This is a genomic window from Bradyrhizobium sp. BR 1433 (assembly GCF_051547665.1).
Classification (GTDB): domain Bacteria; phylum Pseudomonadota; class Alphaproteobacteria; order Rhizobiales; family Xanthobacteraceae; genus Bradyrhizobium; species Bradyrhizobium australafricanum.
In genome coordinates this window covers 7,682,676-7,698,934 of the sequence record NZ_JBPUGG010000001.1, presented here as the reverse complement: position 1 = coordinate 7,698,934, position 16,259 = coordinate 7,682,676, and the positions used below count along the sequence as shown (strand labels likewise).

The following is a 16,259-nucleotide window of genomic DNA, read 5'->3' as shown; positions in this document are numbered from 1 at the left end:
CTTGTGCCTATTGGCATGCCAAGATATGAAGTAAACTTCATAAGCGGTGACCACGATGCTGCAGATCGAGATCGAGACCGTCTGGCGCTTTCGGAAAGAGGACAGCCCGCAGACCGCGGTCGTGATGCTCGGCATCCTCAACGAGATCCGGAAGACCGGAAAGATCACCAGTGCCGCCAGCGACGCGCAGCTGTCGTATCGCCATGTCTGGAACCTGATCGAGCAATGGACCGAGTTCTTCGGCGTGCCGCTGGTTGAAACCCACCGCGGCAAGGGCTCGAAGCTGACGCCATTCGGCGAGAAGCTGGTGTGGGCCGGCGAGCGCATGCAGGCGCGGCTCGGGCTGCAGCTCGAGAATCTCGCGCAGGAACTGGTCACCGAGATCAAGCCATTTCTCGAGCAGCGACCGTCGGTGATCCGGGTCCATGCCAGCCACGGCTTTGCGGTGTCCAAGCTGCGCGAATTCCTCGACCGCGCGGGCGGCGTCGGCGTCGATCTGCGCTATGTCAGCAACCAGAACTCGCTGGTCTCGCTGGCGCAGGGCGCCTGCGATCTCTCCGGCGTGCACCTGCCGCGCGGCGAATTGCGGGCGCAGGGCATCAAGGCCTGCCGCGAATGGCTCGATCCGCGCGAGGACCGCGTCATCAATTTCGTGACGCGCGAGATGGGCCTGATGGTCAAGCGCGGCAACCCGCTGAAGATCACGACGCTGAAGGACCTGGTCGAGCGCAAGGCCCGTTTCGTCAACCGCGACCACGATTCCGGCACGCGGCTGCTGTTCGATCAATTGCTGGCGCTGCACAAGATCCCGGAAGGGCGGATCAACGGCGCCCAGCACATGGAATTCACCCATGCGGCGGTCGCCGCCTATGTCGCGAGCGGCATGGCGGATGCGAGCTTCGGCGTCGAGGCCGCGGCGCGGCAGTTCGGGCTCGATTTCATCCGCCTGCTCACGGAAGATTATTTCTTCGTCTGCAAGCGCGCCTTCCTCGAGACCGAGCCGATGCACCGCGTGCTCGACATCATGAAGAGCAGCGAGTTCCACAAGGCGGTGGGCGCCCTTCCCGGCTATGTCGCCTCCCATACCGGCGCCGTCAACGGGGTGAAGGAGTTTCTCGAGAAGCTGCATTCCGACCGCTGATCAGCCACGCCCGGCGGCGGCCAACCGCGCGTCACGAGGCCAGTTCCCGAGCCGGCATCTTGGGCTCGCCTCGAAAATCGTCGATCCTTCGAGACGCGTACAGGTGCGATGACGAGGATAGATGGACAGGGAAATATCTAGCCGAGCCCGCTTGTCGGCGACCAACACCGAGCCAGTCACCGATTCCGTGATGTAGAGGCGGTCGCGGTCGGCGCCGCCGATGGCGACATTGGTGCAGCTCGGCCCGGCGCAGGACTTGATCCGCGCGATACACTCGCCGTTCGGCGCAAACACGAAGACATGGCCGAGCGAGGCGTGCGCGACGAACAGCCGACCGGCGGCGTCCATCGTCATGCCGTCGGGCCCGCTCGGGCCGAACAGCGAGCAGAAGCGGCCGACCTTGGAGACGCTGCCGTCCTTCATGAACGGCGCGCGCCAGACCGCATTGTCGCGCGTCATGGCGACGAACAGCACCGCCTCGTGCGGATCGAGCACCAAACCGTTCGGGCTGATGCCGGTGTCGATCAGACAGTCGAGCGCTCCGTTCACCCGCAGCCGATAGACGCGGCCGGTCGGATCGTGCAGCCCGGTCTGGCCCTGATCGGTGAAATAGATGTCGCCGTTCGATGCGATGTGCAGGTCGTTGCAGCCGCGGAACGATTCCGAATTGCGCGAGCGCAGCAGCGGCGTGACCTCGCCGGACCTGGCGTCGAGCTCCATCAACCCGTGCCGATAATCGGCGATCAGGATGCGGCCCATCGCATCGATCTTCAGCCCGTTCGGCCAGCCGTCATATTCGGCAATCTGCGACCATGACTTGTCCGGCGCGATCCTGAAGATGCGGCCGAACGGAATGTCGACGATGTAGAGATTGCCGTCGGCATCGAACGACGGTCCCTCGATGAAGCAATCGGTCACCGCGCCCGGCCGGTTGGCGTCGGCCCATTCGCTCGCCACCCTGCGGCGGAATTCGGCCGGCACGGCGGAGAAGACTTCGGTCGGGATCAGTTTCGGCGGCGATTCCAGATACATCATTTTCTTGGTTCACCCGTTGGCGGAACGGGCGAACCATAGATGCTTGCGTACGTCATTGCGAGCGCAGCGAAGCAATCCATCTATCCGCCTGAGCGATGGCCGGACGGAAGGGCACTTGCAGCACCGTGGAAGGCTTCAGTCTGTCGCCGCCTGCTATTCGGCCGGCTGCGCCGGGCCATAGGCTTCCGAAATCATGTAGCCGGACAGCGTGCCGTAGGCCGCGGTCCACGCGGCGGCGACGTCAGGCGTCCAGGCTTCGCCGAGCCCCTTCTCCAGCGTCCACAACAACGCGCCGCCGACCACCGGATAATGCTCGGGCCTGGCGCCGTAGCCGACATGCCGCTTGGCCAACGCACTCGCGGCCGGCAGGATCGTGTCGAGATTGCTCAGCCCATTCACGACGACGGCAAGCGTCGTCATCAATTTCTTGCGCTGCTCCTTCATGTCGACCGGAAACATCGCCTTCACGGCGGGCGCGACTTCGAACAAGCGGTCGTAGAAAATGACCGCGGCCTGCTCCGAGATCGGCGCGACCTTGCCAAAGCTGTCCTGAACCAGCTTGATTTGGGTCGGATTCATCTCAATTCTCCTCGGTCATGAAATAAGTTCTGAAGCGATTTTTCAAAACGCGAGCATTGGTAACCGAAGCCGGCGCTTCGGTTCAAAGCGGAAACGCTTGCCGTCGACGTGATCATCACGCCGCCTCGACGAAGCTGTGGCGCTCATAGAGGAATTCGAGCACGCGCTGCCGGCACTTCAGGTAGCCCTGGTTGGTCGCGAGCTCGAGCCGCTTGCGCGGCCGCGCCAAGGGCACTTCGAGCACCTCGCCGATCCGCGCGCTCGGACCGTTGGTCATCATCACGATGCGGTCCGACAGCAGCACCGCCTCGTCGACGTCGTGGGTGATCATCAGGATGGTGTTGCCGAGCTTCTGGTGCAGCGCCATCACCGAATCCTGCAGATGCGCGCGGGTCAGCGCGTCGAGCGCGCCGAACGGCTCGTCCAGCAGCAGCACCTTCGGCTCCATCGCTAGCGCACGCGCGATGCCGACGCGCTGCTTCATGCCGCCCGAGATCTCGCTCGGCCGCTTATCCTTGGCATGCGCCATTTGCACCAGGCTGAGATTGTGCATAACCCAGGCGTCGCGCTCGGCCTTGCTCTTGGTCCTTGCAAACACCTTGTCGACGCCGAGCTTGACGTTCTCGTAGACGGTGAGCCACGGCAGCAGGCTGTGGTTCTGGAACACCACGGCCCGATCCGGCCCCGGCGAATTGACCTCGCGGTTCTCCAGCAGCACGCCGCCATTGGTGGCGCCGGTGAGGCCGGCGACGATGTTGAGCAGGGTCGACTTGCCGCAGCCGGAGTGACCGATGATCGAGACGTATTCGCCCTTCTCGATCGTCAGGTTGATGTCCTTCAGCACCTCCGTGGTGGCGTTGCCGCGGGTGAAGGTCTTGTCAATGTGATCGAGCTTCAGATAGGCCTGCATGACTTCCTCCTCAGTTCGCCGCCGTGCCGCGGGTCACCACTTTGCCGAGGCCCGCAATGAGCCGGTCGAGCACGAAGCCGATGATGCCGACATAGAACAGCGCCAGGATGATTTCGCTGATATGCGAGGAATTCCACGCATCCCAGATGAAGAAGCCGATGCCGACGCCGCCGATCAGCATTTCCGCGGCGACGATCGCGAGCCAGGACAGACCGATGCCGATGCGCAGGCCGGTGAACATGTAGGGCGCGGCCGCCGGGATCATGATCTTGGTGAAGAACTCCAGCGGATTGAGCTGCACGACGGCCGCGACGTTGCGGTAGTCCTGCGGGATGTTGCGGATACCGACCGCGGTGTTGATGATGATCGGCCACACCGAGGTGATGAAGATCACGAAGATCGCCGAGGGCTGGCCGTCGCGGAATGCGGCCAGCGACAGCGGCAGCCAGGCGAGCGGCGGGATGGTACGCAGCACCTGGAACAGCGGATCGAGCCCGCGCATCGCCCAGACCGACTGTCCGACCAGCGTGCCGAGCGCGATGCCCGCAATCGCCGCCAGCGAATAGCCGTAGGCGACGCGCTGCAGGCTGGCGGAGAGATGCCAGAACAGGCCCTTGTCGATGCCGCCATTGTCGAAGAACGGATCGAGGATCAGCTCCTTGGTATCTTTGAACACTTTCGACGGCGGCGGCAGGCTGGAGCCGGCGCGCCGGCAGATCAGCTCCCACACCACCAGCAGCAGCGCGACCACGATCAGCGGCGGCACCACGCGCGCCGCGGTCTCCTTCGCCATCCTGGCGTAGGTCTCGGCGCGCGGCGCGCGCTTCGGCGTCATGGTCACGACCGGCGCCGCGGCAGCGGCCGGCGGGATCGCGACCGCCGACACTTCGGTCTTCATGGCAGGCATCGACATTGAACGAAAATCTCCATGGTCAAAAAAAAGGAGAGCCGCACTGCTCGCGCGGCTCGCTCAAATCAGACGTCAACACGCTTGATGGACAACGACTTCAGATAGGCCGCGGGATCGGCGGGATCGAACACCTTGCCGTCGAAGAAGGTCTCCTTGCCGCGCGAGGTCGAGGCCGGAATGTCGGACACGCCAAGCTCCTTGGCGGCCTCTTTCCAGAGATCCTCGCGGTTCACCTTGGCGATCAGCGCCTTGGTGTCGAAGCCTGCCTCGTACTTGCCCCAACGGATGTCTTCCGTGAGGAACCAGAGGTCGTGGCTCTGATAGGGATAGGAGGCGTTGTCGCTCCAGAACCGCATCTGCTGCGGCGAATTCTCGACCACGCGGCCGGTGCCGTAGTCGAACTTGCCCTTCATGCGGTCGGTGATGTCCTCGACCGGGCAGTTGATCCACTGCCGCTTGGCGCAGATCGCCGCGGTCTCCGCGCGGTTCTCCGCCTTCTCGCACCACTGCTGGGCTTCCATGACAGCCATCAGCAGCGCCTTCGCGGCCTTCGGATTCTTGTCGACCCAGGCGGCGCGCAGGCCGAACGATTTCTCCGGATGCTTGTCCCAGAGCTCGCCGGTCGTGATCGCGGTATAGCCGATCTCCTGATGTATCAGTTGCAGATTCCACGGCTCGCAGACGCAGAAGCAGTCCATCGTGCCGACCTTCATGTTGGCCACCATCTGCGGCGGCGGCACCACGATGGTCTCGATGTCCTTGTCGGGATCGATGCCGCCAGCGGCGAGCCAGTAGCGGATCCACAGATCATGCGTGCCGCCGGGAAAGGTCATCGCGGCCTTCACCGCCTTGCCGGAGGCCTTCTTCTTCTCCAGCGCCGCCTTGAACGGCGCGGTGTCGATGCCGACCTTGAGATCGGCATATTCCTTGGCGACCGAGATGCACTGGCCGTTCAAATTGAGCCGCGCCATGATGTACATCGGCGTCGGCTGATTGTTCTGCGTCACCTTGCCGGCCGAGATCAGATACGGCATCGGGGTCAGGATATGCGCGCCGTCGATACCGTTGCCCTCGGAGCCGAGCACGAGATTGTCGCGCGTGGTGCCCCACGAGGCCTGCTTCTGCACCTCGACATCGGGCATGCCGTATTTGGCGAAGATGCCCTTCTCCTTGGCGACGAACAGCGGCGAGGCATCGGTCAGCGCAATGAAGCCGAGCTTGGCGCCCTTCACCTCGGGACCGGCGCCCTGCGCGAACGCGCCTGCGGGAAAGTTGAGCTTGGCCGCGGCGAGCAGCGCGGCGGCGCCGCTGGTTGCCTTCAGGAACTGACGGCGGCTGAGGCCGCGGCTTGGCGGCTTGTCGGTGGGCTTGGTCATCGGTCGTCCTTTGCGTCGTTGCGTTGCGGTGTTGCGTCAGTGCGTCGAGCGCCGTCCTCCGGATGGCGACGCGCGCAGGGCGCAAAAAGGCGTGCACCGGGAAGGCCCCAGTCTGGCGGCGTCAGAAATCCGATGGGGTAGCCTCGAGGGACGGCTTCAATGGCGTCGGCTAATGATTATTCAAGCCTTGTGCCAACCTACCGCAGCGCGAAAATGGATTTCGTTGCAAAGCCTTGCGCAACATGTCGCAGCGCGCGCGAGTTTTCCGCGCGCTGCCAAAACTTGCGATTCGCCCAATCTTTGTGCGGCGCACAAGAATTGAGCAGAAACGTTCAGAAACCGATCAGGCGTCCTCGGTGACCTTGGTGCCGAGCGGCGCGGGCGCGATTCCGCCGCCGGGCTTCACACGGAATTCGTAGGTCATCAGGCTCCACGGCCCATCCGATCGCTGGCCATCGGGCATGACAGGATCGGTGCGGCGCTCGACCTTGGCGATCAATTCATCCTTCACGCCGAACACGACGTCGGAATCGATGTACTTGTCGCCCTCGACGAAGACATGCGTGATCAGAGGCTCGTAGCCCTTGGCGTTGACCAGGAAGTGCACATGCGCCGGCCGCATCGGGTGACGGTTGGTCTGCGTGATCATCTGCCCGACCGGGCCGTCGGTCGGGATCGGATAGCTGCACGGCACGATGGTGCGGAAGAAGAAGCGGCCGTCGGCATCGGTGATGAAGCGCGCCCGCGACGACGGACCTTCGGTGGCATAGCTCGGCTTCTGCGAGTCATAGAATCCGTCATCGTCCGCGTGCCAGATATCGACCGGCACATTGGCCAGCGGCTTGCCGTCAAGGTCGGTGACGCGGCTCTGCACGAACATGCGCTCGCCCGGCAGGCTTGCCGAGATGTCGGTGCCGTGCGGCGTCACCTTGTGCTCGCCGACATAGAACGGGCCGAGCACGGTGGTCTCGGTCGCGCCGTCGCGATCGCGATGGTTGACCGCATCGACCAGCATCGACACGCCGAGCACGTCGGACAGCAGGATGAACTCCTGGCGGATGTCGGTGCACTTTTGCCCGGTGCGGGTCAGGAAGCCGATCGCCTGGTCCCATTCCTCGAAGGTGAGATCGGTCCTGCGCACATAATCGTGCAGCGACTTCACCAATTCCTGCAGCAGGAACTTGGCCCGCGGATCGGGTGTCTGGTCGAAGCTGCGGATGACGGCGGCGGTGAGCTCGGTTTCGTTGAACTGGGTCATCTCGGCGTTTCCCTTGACGGATACCTTGGCAGATACTTCGGGCCCCTTCGGGGGCGCGATTGCAGGGGCGACGGTACACCACCAGCTCAATGCCGGTAAGCGGCAGCGGATTGGTGCAGCAGACACTTTTCGGCTATCAAGGCTGCCTTGCAAGCCGGAGAAACGCCTGATGCTAGCCCCCACGCCTGCCTCGCCCGAATCCGCGGGAATGTCGACCACTGCCCTCAACCGCCTCGAAGCGCATCTGAAGAGCCGCTACATCGATGCCGGCCGTTTTCCTGGCACGCAGGTCCTGATCTATCGCCGCGGCAAGATCGTGCATTCCACGGTCCAGGGCTTTGCCGATCTCGAGCGCAAGGCGCCGGTCAAGGACGACACCATCTACCGCATCTATTCGATGACCAAGCCGATCACATCAGTCGCCTTCATGATGCTGGTCGAGGAAGGCAAGGTCGCGCTCGACGAGCCGGTCGCGAAATATATTCCGGAATGGAAGAACCTCGGCGTATTCGTCGCCGGCACCGCGCCCGCCTTCCTGATCCGCCCACCGACGCGGCCGATGCAGATCGTCGACCTCTTGCGCCACACTTCGGGCCTCACTTACGGCTTCCAGCAGCGCTCCAATGTCGACGCGGCCTATCGCGAGAAGAAGATCGGCGAGGTCATCAAGGCCGGCACGCTCGACGGCATGATCGAGGATCTGGCGAAGATCCCGCTGGAATTTTCGCCGGGCGAAGCCTGGAACTACTCGGTCTCGACCGACGTGCTCGGCTATCTCGTCGGCAAGATCTCAGGTGTGCCGTTCGAGCAATTCCTGAAGGAGCGCATCTTCAAGCCGCTCGGCATGAACGACACGGATTTCTTCGTACCGGCCGACAAGGCGCATCGGTTTGCCGCCTGCTATTCCGCCGATCCGCAGGGCGGCTTTAACCCGCTCGCCGCCGAGCGCAAGGGCACACTGACGCTGCAGGACGATCCGACCACCAGCTCCTTCCTGGCGCCGCCTTCGCTGATCTCGGGCGGCGGCGGACTGTGCTCGACCGCGGCCGACTACCTGACCTTCTGCCGGGCGCTGCTCAATGGCGGCGAGCTCGGCGGCGTCAGGCTGCTCGGCCCGAAGACGCTGAAGCTGATGACCTCGAACCATCTGCCCGGCGGGGTCGACCTGCCGGCGATGTCGCGCTCGATGTTCGCCGAAGCCGCCTATAACGGCATCGGCTTCGGCCTCGGCTTCGCCGTCACCATGCACCCGTCGCAGACGCTGATCGCCGGCAGCCCGGGCGAATTCAACTGGGGCGGCGCCGCGACGACGTCGTTCTTCATCGACCCGGCCGAGGAGCTGATCACGATTTTCATGACCCAGGTGCTGCCGTCGAGCGCCTATCCGCTGCGGCGCGAGCTGCGCACCATGGTCTACGCCGCGATCACCGAGAGCAATCTCTGACATGACGTCATTCCGCGGCGCACACCTCGTTTGAGCATGATCTCCGCGCGAACGCGTTCCGCGTTTGCCGCGAGGGATCATGCTCAAAGCGCCGCGGAACCTTTCTGATATAAAACTGTTTCCTTTGGCGAATTTTTCCCGCCTCCCCTAAGCTCGCAGCGAATGGGCACCGACCCGGGGACTTCGTGCCGAAACTGACATTGCCAGTCCGTCTCGCGCTTCTGGTCGCGGGAACGATGTTGCCGCTGATCATTTTCGCGGTCGGGATCGCCTTCCACAATTATCAGCGGGATCGCCAGGCCGCCACGCAGCGCGTGCTGGAGACGGCGCGCAGCATCCGCCTGCTGCTCGATGCGGAAATGCAGCGCATGACCGGCGGGCTGCAAGTGCTGGCCCTGACCAACTCGCTGCGCAACAGCGACTTCGACAATTTCCGCCGCGTCGCGATCGGCTTCATCGACCAGTACGGCAAGGATGGCGTGGTGCTGGTGGCGGACCGCGCCGGTCGCCAGGTATTCTCCTCGCTGACGCCGGACACTGCGAGCCTGCCGCCGCGCAACAATCTCGAGATCCTCGAGAAGGTGTTCGCGACGCGGCAGCCGCAATACTCCAACCTGTTCTTCGGCGCGGTGAAGCAGCGGCTGATCATCACCGTCGAGGTACCGGTGATGCGCGACGGCGAGGTGCTCTACGACATCTCCTTCAGCCCGCCGATCGAGGTGTTCCAGGCCATCATCGAGAAGCAACGCCTCAACCAGGACTGGACCATCTCGATCTTCGACAGCGACGGCGTCAACCTCGCGCGGGTGCCAAATCCGCAGGCGACCATCGGCCAGCGCGCCTCGCCATCGCTGTTTGCCGAGATGTTCCGCCGCGGCGAGGCGACGCTGCCGACCGTCTCGCTGGAAGGCGTGGCGCTGATCACCGGTTTCACCCGGTCGCGCGTCACCGGCTGGACCGTCGCCGCGGGGATCGCGGAGAACTCGCTGGTGGCGCCCCTGTGGCGCTCGCTGGCGATCACCAGCGTGATCGGCGGCGTCCTGCTGCTGGTCGGGCTCGGCTTTGCGGTGCGGATGGCAACCACGATCGCGCGCGGCGAGATGCTGCACGACCTGCTGATCGAAGAGCTCAACCACCGCGTCAAGAACACACTGGCGATCCTGCAATCGATCGCCACGCAGACCTTCCGCAGCGCAAGCCGCGCCGAGCGCGACAAGTTCGAGGGGCGGCTCGGCGCGCTGGCCGAGGCGCACAATCTGCTCTCCACCGACAAATGGCAGGGCTCCGACTTCCAGGACGTCGTCAGCCGCGTGCTGCGGCCCTACCTCTTGAACACGTCCGCGCGGGTCAGGATGTTCGGCCCCCGCGTGCCGCTGTCGCCCCGGCTTGCCTTGGTGCTGTCGATGATCCTGCACGAGATGGCGACCAACGCCGCCAAATATGGCGCACTGTCCAACGACACCGGCACGGTGACGCTGGATTGGGAAATCCTCAACGAGAGCCCCGGACCGAAGCTGCGGATGATCTGGACCGAAACCGGCGGCCCACAGGTCACCGCGCCGGTCCAGCGCGGCTTCGGCTCCCGGCTGATCGAGCGCAGTGCCCGCGACCAGCTCGGCGGCGAGGCCACCGTGGATTTCCTGCCCCACGGCGTCGTCTACACCGTGACCAGCACCCTCGAAATCGACGGCTGACCCGGCAGGAGTGGCCGATCCTGCGACATCTTGGCACACAAGTTGCTATGATTGGCGGGTTCGGCCGGCCAGAAACAGGGGGAAGTCATGTCGACCATCGCAGCGGAAGCGACAGTTGCGCGCAAGCCGCTTTACACATCACTGTTCGTGCAGGTGCTTGTCGCGCTGCTGCTCGGCATCGTCATCGGCATGGCCGCGCCCGATTTCGCGATCGGGTTGAAGATATTCAGCGATGCCTTCCTGAAGCTGATCTCGATGATCGTGGCGCCGATCGTGTTCTGCGTTGTCGTGCACGGCATCGCGGGTGCCGGCGACCTCAAGAAGGTCGGCCGGGTCGGCGTCAAGGCGCTGGTCTATTTCGAGGCGATGACGACGGTCGCGCTCGTGGTCGGCCTGCTGCTCGCCTATCTGTTCGGCCCCGGCCACGGCATGAACATCGACACCTCGACGCTGGATGCCAAGGCGCTCGGCAACTATGCCAGCAACGCGCAGAAGCTGAAGGGCGAAGGCATCGGCAGCTTCCTGCTCAACATCATCCCGACCACCTCGTTCGACGCACTCTCGCGCAACGACGTGCTGCAGGTGTTGTTCTTCGCCATCATCTTCGGCGTCAGCCTGGCACTGGTCGGCGGCGAGAAGGGCGAGAAAATCTCCTCCTTCATCGACGCGGTCTCGACCGTGCTGTTCCGCGCCATGGGCCTGATCGTGCGCTTCGCTCCGATCGGCGTGCTCGGCGCCGTCGCCTATACGGTCGGCAAATACGGCGTCGGTTCGCTGAAGCAGCTGCTATCGCTGGTCGCGCTGTTCTACGTGTCGGTCGCGATCTTCGTGCTCGGCGTGCTCGGCGCCGTGATGGCGCTCGCCGGCATCAACATCCTCAAGTTCCTCGGCTACCTGCGCGAGGAGCTGATGATCGTGGTCGCCACGGCATCGTCCGACGCGGTGCTGCCGCAGGTGATGCGCAAGCTGGAGCGTTTCGGCGTCAAGGATTCGGTGGTCGGCCTCGTGATCCCGACCGGCTATTCCTTCAATCTCGACGCCTTCTCGATCTACCTGACGCTCGCGGTCGTGTTCATCGCGCAGGCGACCAACACGCCGCTGTCGTTCGGCGACCTGATGCTGGTGCTCGGCGTGTCGCTGATCACCTCGAAGGGTGCGCATGGCGTGCCCGGCTCGGCGATCGTCATCCTGGCGGCGACGCTCAACGCCGTGCCGAGCATCCCGGCGATTGGCCTCGTGCTGGTGCTCTCGGTCGACTGGTTCATCGGCATGGCGCGCGCAGTCGGCAATTTGATCGGCAACTGCGTGGCCACCGTCGTGGTCGCGGCATGGGAAGGTGACCTCGACCGCGACAAGGCCCGTCGCGTGCTCGAAGGCGCCGAGGCGGTTGACGTGACTGCGGGCTGAGCCGCGCGTCCCAAGCCGAGCGGCGTCCCGCGCGTGGCGCGGGGCGCTGACTTACTTGATCAGCCTCAAATACGGCGGCAGTTGCCGGGCCGTCGATTGTTCCAGCACGGGCTCATCCGAAGCGATCATGTCACAGAGGGCCTTCAGCTCGGAATCCGTCACCTTGTGGAGCTCCATCCGAAGCTCGAGGATGGCGAGGGACAACAGCCGTGCCGTCTCCGTGTTCGCCCGGTCGGTCAGGAACGCCTGACATTCCTCCAGCGTTGCAAGCAGCGCCAGCAACCGTTCTTCCGTGTTTGCGACCGGCATATCTTCAACTCCCGAAGCCGCGAGGTAGAAGTTCGAGGCGTTCCCCTCTTTCGCTTCATTGGCCCCTCCCGCCAGAGTTCGCCGGCTTGTCGTAGGCACACATTTGTTCCAGATGATTGAGAACTTTTGGGCAATTGTCCAGCAACATTCCGAAAGCCTGACTTGGACTTACGTCAAACTCTTGCAAATCGGATGATTCAGTCAAGCACCCGCCGGCCCCTTCTCGACCTCAGGCTGCACTAGCTGGGGTTGCATCCGTGCAACGACGCCCGTACAATATAGTGGCCCGTAGAACTACGGGCGCTGTGCATTGACGCCTATTATGCATGTGCGCAAAATCTGTGTCGATCAAACTCGCGCTAGTTGTGGTTTGGTCAATATTTTGCCAAATGTAGAGGGCGGGGTGTCGACAGACACCTTGGCGCGGTCGACTTCAGGTAGTCGACCGAGTCGGTACTAGGGTGTTTCCTTGCGCGTTTGCGTTTGGATACCATCCCGCGATCTTCCTGGATGTCGTAGTTCAGACGAACTGGCGATCCACTCGAGCTTAACGCGGTACATCATGAACGTGTCCCTGACCCAGCCGGGCCAGGGATTCTCGATTTGAAGGACGGGTCACAAGAATGAACAGATCAGCAGCAAAGAAGATGAAGCAGCGCAGTGCCGGCAAGCCGGACATTGAGTTGGGCAAGCGGATTCGCCTGCGCCGTGTCGAGCAAAAGATCTCGCAGGCCGAACTCGGCGACAAGCTTGGCGTCAGCTTCCAGCAGGTTCAAAAGTACGAGAAGGGCGTCAACCGTGTCGGCGCTGCCCGCCTTCAACAGATCGCGACCGCGCTAGATGTGCCGGTCACCTTCTTCTACGACGGCGACAATAAGGCCCGCGAAGTCGAGAGCCTGCTGTTCCTCGACAGCGCGTTCAGCCTCCGGTTGCTGCGCGCCTACAGCAAGATCAAGGATCAGACGGTGCAACGTCAGCTGGTGTCGCTGATGGAATCGATCGCCGCCAACGAAGACTGAGCGCGGATCGGGTCGCGTCACCGCGAACGCGATCCCACCACACCGCAACGGCCGGTCACCGGCCGCTGCGGCTGCACACGCCGGTCGGGCCAGGAAGACGTCGAAGCGCTGCCATCGCCGATGGCGGCGCTTTTTCTTGAGGCGCGGCTGTCTTTCAAGATTTTGTGATCCAGGCGGATAGCTTCAGTCCCCGCCGGATGCGCGGTCATGAAGCGGCGACGAGCATCGCGTCATGATCTCGCCGCTCCACGTGAGCATGATCTTCGCGCAGATCGCCGCGCATGCTCGCCGCGCTTTTCCAGCTCGCGCTTCGACTGCCCATCTCGCGCAGCGCATGCGCGCGCAATGCGTCGCTATTCTGTCGCGCGGCCAATTGTCGCCCGCACATCAGGCGACCTCATAACTCCCGCATTTCCTCAGTTGAACCGGCGCCGCCAGAACCAAGTGCACGAGCCTGTCTTTTTTGTCGCAGCAACGAAGTGGCCCGCACGAACGTTCTCAGGCTTCAACCAAGGAGATCTCGATGAATATCAAGCTTGCCGTTATTGGACTCGCCGCGCTTGGAAGCGCAGCGTTGATGTCCGGCGCGGCATCCGCGATGCCCAACGGGCTTCCGCAAGCCGGTCACATCGCGGGCGAAACGTCCAATGTCGACAAGGTGCGTCAGGTCTGCGATCGTTGGGGCCGCTGCTATTGGCGACCGGGCGCATACGGCTACTACGGACCGCGCCATCACGGATGGCATCATCGTCCGCAATTCAACCATCGCCCGCATCATTACGGGCACCGCCCTCATCACGGCGGACATCATGGTGGCCATCACGGCGGACACCATCGCTAATCATCAGCGAGGGGGCTTCGGCCCCCTCACCCTTCCGCGCTAGAGCGCTGCCAATACCGCCTTCGCGACATCGGTCGTGCCGTTGCTGCCGCCGAACTCAAACGGCTTGATGCCATCGGCGTAGACCTTGTCGACCGCGTGCTCGATCCGTTCGCCGGCTTCGGCGGCGCTTTCGAGTCCATGCTTGTCGGCGAGCCAGTCCAGCATCATCGCGGCCGACAGGATCATCGCGGTCGGATTGGCCATGCCCTGCCCCATGATGTCGGGCGCCGTGCCATGACACGGCTGAAACACCGCGTAGCGGTCGCCGATTTCGGCTGACGGCGCCATGCCCATGCCGCCGATCAGACCGGCGGTGAGATCGGACAGGATGTCGCCGAACATGTTCTCGGTCACCATGACGTCGAAGTCCCACGGACGCTTCACCAGCGCAGCCGCGGCCGCATCGATGTAGAGGTGGTCGGCCCTGACGTCGGGATGACGCTTCGCAGTCTCATCGAAGATGTTCCGGAAGAATGCGAACGCCTTGAACACGTTCGCCTTGTCGACGCAGGTCAGCCCGTCATTGACCTTGCCGCGCGCCTTGCGGCGTTCGGCGAGCCGGAACGAGAACTCGAACAGCCGCTCGGAGGTTTGGCGCGTGATCACCATCGTCTCGCGCGCCTCGCTGTCGGTGACGACGCCCTTGCCCATCGAGGCGAACAGGCCCTCGGTCGATTCCCTGATCACGACGAGGTCGATGCCCTTCTGGTCGGCGCCGACGATCGTGCTCGATACACCGGGGATCAACCGCGCGGGCCGCACGCCGGCATAGAGATCGAAGATCATGCGCAACTCGATCTGCGGCGCGATCTCGGTGTTGTCGGGGTAGCGCACCGACGGCAGGCCGCAGGCTCCGAGCAGGATCGCGTCGGCCTCCTCGCACAGCCGGATCGTGCTTTCCGGCATCGACTTGCCGGTTTCCTTGTAATGGCCCGCGCCGGCCGGCGCCTCGGTGAAGCGGAATTTGAGGCCGGCCGACGCCTCGATCTTGCGCAGCACGTTCGAGCGCCGGCGCCATCACCTCGGGGCCGATGCCGTCGCCGCCGAGGACGGCGATGTGGAGTGCGTCGTTGGCGGACATGAGGACTCCCGAAAGATGATCGTCATTGCGGGGCGATGCGGAGCATCGAACCACAGATGCGCAATTGCGCATCGGGAATCTCGAGATTCCGGGTTCACGCTTCGCGTGCCCCGGAATGACGGAAGGGAGACTACGGCGTCAGCACCGCGCGGCCGACCAGCTGGCCCTTCTGCAGATTGGTCAGCGCCTCGTTCGCCTTTGCCAGCGGCATCGGCGTGACCGGGATCGCCGGAATCTTCTTGGTCCGCACGAGGTCGAGCAGCTCCTGGGTCTCGCGCAGATTGCCGACATAGCTGCCCTGGATGGTGACCGCCTTGATCGGGATCAGCGGCAGCGCCCAGGGCGCGCCGCCGCCGAACAGGCCTACGATCACGAGCTTGCCGCCCTTGGTCAGGCAGTCGAAACCGAGCTGCGAGGTCTGGGCGTTGCCGACCAGATCGATCGCGGCGCGGATCGGCTGGCCCGCCTTCTTGACGAGCTGTTCCAGCGCGTCGGGCGCCTTGCCGTCAACGGTCGCGAGCGCGCCGGCGGCTTCGGCCGCCTCGCGCTTCCTGGCGTCGATATCGACCACGATCGCACCCTTGCCGCCCATCGCCTTCAACAGCGAGAGCGCCATCAGGCCGAGACCGCCGGCGCCGAAGATCACGATCGGCGTGTCGAGATCCTTCTCGACCTTCTTCAGCGCGCTGTAGGTCGTGACACCGGAGCAGGCATAGGGCGCGGCCGTGACGGGATCGAGCCCCTTGAGGTTGAGCAGATACTTCGGATGCGGCACCGTCATGTGGTCGGCATAGCCGCCGTCGCAATAGACACCGAGCGCATTGGGCTTGATCGCGCACATGTTCTCGTCGCCGCCGAGGCAGGTCGGGCATTTGCCGCAGCCGAGCCAGGGATAGGCCAGCGCGACATCGCCGACCTTGAGGCCGCCCTTGTCGGCGTCCTTGACGTCGGGCCCGAAGGCCACGATCTCGCCGACCGTCTCATGGCCCATCGTGCGCGGCAGCGAGACGCCGCGATCCTTCAGGGACAGCGGCTTGCGGCCGTGGCCGAGATCATAGCCGCCCTCCCAGATATGCAGGTCGCTGTGGCAGACGCCGGCGGCCTTGACCTTGATCAGCACCTGCGTGCCCGACGGCTGTGGCGTCGGCTGATCGACCTCCTTCAAGGGGGCGTTGAAATCGACGACCTGGAAACTCTTCATCGCTGTTCTCCC

General features: G+C 63.9%; 15 protein-coding genes and 1 pseudogene. 6 read left to right on the top strand and 10 right to left on the bottom strand.

Features of this window, described 5'->3' with window-relative positions; translation table 11 throughout:
* Nucleotides 1–55 precede the first annotated feature (55 nt).
* Complete coding sequence (locus ACSKB9_RS37065) at nucleotides 56–1,141, top strand: substrate-binding domain-containing protein (RefSeq protein ID WP_438079383.1); 1,086 nt, start codon at nucleotides 56–58, stop codon at nucleotides 1,139–1,141.
* Here the strand turns inward: ACSKB9_RS37065 and ACSKB9_RS37060 are convergent, their stop codons facing one another.
* From ACSKB9_RS37060 to ACSKB9_RS37035, 6 genes are all read right to left on the bottom strand, one after another.
* Nucleotides 1,142–2,176 (bottom strand): SMP-30/gluconolactonase/LRE family protein, encoded by a 1,035-nt coding sequence (locus tag ACSKB9_RS37060; protein WP_438079381.1) that lies wholly within the window; start codon nucleotides 2,174–2,176, stop codon nucleotides 1,142–1,144.
* A gap of 153 nt (nucleotides 2,177–2,329) precedes the next feature.
* Nucleotides 2,330–2,755, bottom strand: coding sequence for a globin family protein (locus ACSKB9_RS37055; protein ID WP_438079379.1), 426 nt, complete (start codon nucleotides 2,753–2,755; stop codon nucleotides 2,330–2,332).
* 115 nt (nucleotides 2,756–2,870) lie between these two features.
* Nucleotides 2,871–3,665: an ABC transporter ATP-binding protein gene (locus ACSKB9_RS37050; protein WP_057017512.1), complete on the bottom strand. Its 795-nt coding sequence runs from the start codon at nucleotides 3,663–3,665 to the stop codon at nucleotides 2,871–2,873.
* 10 nt (nucleotides 3,666–3,675) lie between these two features.
* Nucleotides 3,676–4,578: a nitrate ABC transporter permease gene (gene ntrB / locus ACSKB9_RS37045; RefSeq protein ID WP_076827017.1), complete on the bottom strand. Its 903-nt coding sequence runs from the start codon at nucleotides 4,576–4,578 to the stop codon at nucleotides 3,676–3,678.
* Nucleotides 4,579–4,640: 62 nt separating this feature from the next.
* Nucleotides 4,641–5,951: a CmpA/NrtA family ABC transporter substrate-binding protein gene (locus ACSKB9_RS37040; protein ID WP_438079376.1), complete on the bottom strand. Its 1,311-nt coding sequence runs from the start codon at nucleotides 5,949–5,951 to the stop codon at nucleotides 4,641–4,643.
* A 343-nt stretch (nucleotides 5,952–6,294) separates the two neighbouring features.
* Nucleotides 6,295–7,209, bottom strand: a complete 915-nt coding sequence (locus tag ACSKB9_RS37035; protein WP_438079374.1) for an intradiol ring-cleavage dioxygenase — start codon at nucleotides 7,207–7,209, stop codon at nucleotides 6,295–6,297.
* A 169-nt stretch (nucleotides 7,210–7,378) separates the two neighbouring features.
* On the opposite strand from ACSKB9_RS37035, the gene ACSKB9_RS37030 reads away from it, so the two are divergent.
* The 3 genes from ACSKB9_RS37030 to ACSKB9_RS37020 all read left to right on the top strand — a co-directional run bounded on the left by ACSKB9_RS37030 (nucleotide 7,379) and on the right by ACSKB9_RS37020 (nucleotide 11,754).
* On the top strand, nucleotides 7,379–8,653 hold the full coding sequence (locus ACSKB9_RS37030) for a serine hydrolase domain-containing protein (protein ID WP_438079372.1): 1,275 nt from the start codon (nucleotides 7,379–7,381) through the stop codon (nucleotides 8,651–8,653).
* A gap of 236 nt (nucleotides 8,654–8,889) precedes the next feature.
* The gene (locus ACSKB9_RS37025) at nucleotides 8,890–10,347 is read left to right on the top strand and encodes a sensor histidine kinase (RefSeq protein ID WP_253610072.1); all 1,458 of its coding nucleotides are present in this window, start codon (nucleotides 8,890–8,892) and stop codon (nucleotides 10,345–10,347) included.
* 87 nt (nucleotides 10,348–10,434) lie between these two features.
* Complete coding sequence (locus ACSKB9_RS37020; protein ID WP_304499220.1) at nucleotides 10,435–11,754, top strand: dicarboxylate/amino acid:cation symporter; 1,320 nt, start codon at nucleotides 10,435–10,437, stop codon at nucleotides 11,752–11,754.
* 51 nt (nucleotides 11,755–11,805) lie between these two features.
* On the opposite strand, the gene ACSKB9_RS37015 is transcribed toward ACSKB9_RS37020, so the two are convergent.
* Nucleotides 11,806–12,063: a hypothetical protein gene (locus tag ACSKB9_RS37015; protein ID WP_057017519.1), complete on the bottom strand. Its 258-nt coding sequence runs from the start codon at nucleotides 12,061–12,063 to the stop codon at nucleotides 11,806–11,808.
* Nucleotides 12,064–12,686: 623 nt separating this feature from the next.
* On the opposite strand from ACSKB9_RS37015, the gene ACSKB9_RS37010 reads away from it, so the two are divergent.
* The gene (locus tag ACSKB9_RS37010; RefSeq protein WP_016844123.1) at nucleotides 12,687–13,082 is read left to right on the top strand and encodes a helix-turn-helix domain-containing protein; all 396 of its coding nucleotides are present in this window, start codon (nucleotides 12,687–12,689) and stop codon (nucleotides 13,080–13,082) included.
* Between the two features lie 205 nt (nucleotides 13,083–13,287).
* Here the strand turns inward: ACSKB9_RS37010 and ACSKB9_RS37005 are convergent, their stop codons facing one another.
* A complete protein-coding gene (locus ACSKB9_RS37005) occupies nucleotides 13,288–13,455 on the bottom strand; it encodes a hypothetical protein (protein ID WP_438079369.1) in 168 nt (55 codons plus the stop codon).
* A gap of 90 nt (nucleotides 13,456–13,545) precedes the next feature.
* Here ACSKB9_RS37005 and ACSKB9_RS37000 point away from each other — a divergent pair, with 90 nt between their 5' ends.
* A complete protein-coding gene (locus ACSKB9_RS37000; RefSeq protein WP_438079367.1) occupies nucleotides 13,546–13,923 on the top strand; it encodes a hypothetical protein in 378 nt (125 codons plus the stop codon).
* 39 nt (nucleotides 13,924–13,962) lie between these two features.
* Here the strand turns inward: ACSKB9_RS37000 and ACSKB9_RS36995 are convergent.
* Together ACSKB9_RS36995 and ACSKB9_RS36990 are read right to left on the bottom strand one after the other, a co-directional pair.
* Nucleotides 13,963–15,046 (bottom strand): annotated as a pseudogene (locus tag ACSKB9_RS36995) (isocitrate/isopropylmalate dehydrogenase family protein).
* 130 nt (nucleotides 15,047–15,176) lie between these two features.
* Nucleotides 15,177–16,247: an alcohol dehydrogenase gene (locus ACSKB9_RS36990; RefSeq protein WP_028334327.1), complete on the bottom strand. Its 1,071-nt coding sequence runs from the start codon at nucleotides 16,245–16,247 to the stop codon at nucleotides 15,177–15,179.
* Nucleotides 16,248–16,259 lie beyond the last annotated feature (12 nt).